This window comes from Dietzia sp. IBK-p2-16D (genome assembly GCF_057773085.1).
In genome coordinates, this window is the sequence record NZ_JBYMTL010000028.1 from 1 (window position 1) to 504 (window position 504).

Below are 504 nucleotides of genomic sequence, written 5' to 3' on the forward strand. Positions count from 1 at the left end.
GCGCGGTTGGTGAAGGCCGGGATGCAGATCCACCGGCGGCTGCCCCGTCTGCGATCCACGGTCGACCGCGGTCTGCTGCCCGAGCAGGTGGCGGTCGATATCGCCTGCCGCCTGGCCGAGGTGCCCGACTCGATCGTGTCGGTCGTGGAGGACGAGGTGGTCGCGCGCTTCACGGATGATCTCGACGGTGGCGACCGGCCGACTCGCAACGCGGTGGACTCGGCGATCGATGATGCCGTGGAGCGACACGACCCGGCTGCCGCGGAGGACGCGGCCGCAGCTGCGGCCGCCACCCGCTCGGTCCGCTTCCGTGGCGACCGGAACGGCATGGCCACGATGTGGGCCCGGCTCACCGCCGCCGATGCCGAGCTCCTCCGGCGGCGCATCGAGACCGACGCGTCGGCCGCCTCGGCGGACGGACTGGACGGTTCTCTGGACCAGCTCCGCGCCGACGCCCTCGCCGCGCTCGCCGTCTATCCGCCTGCTGGTGGCCCGTCCGCGACC

General features: G+C 73.6%; 1 protein-coding gene. It reads left to right on the plus strand.

The window, feature by feature from the left end:
• A partial coding sequence (locus tag AC3DE3_RS17175; protein ID WP_488370832.1) for a DUF222 domain-containing protein occupies positions 1 to 504 on the plus strand: 504 nt, incomplete at both ends.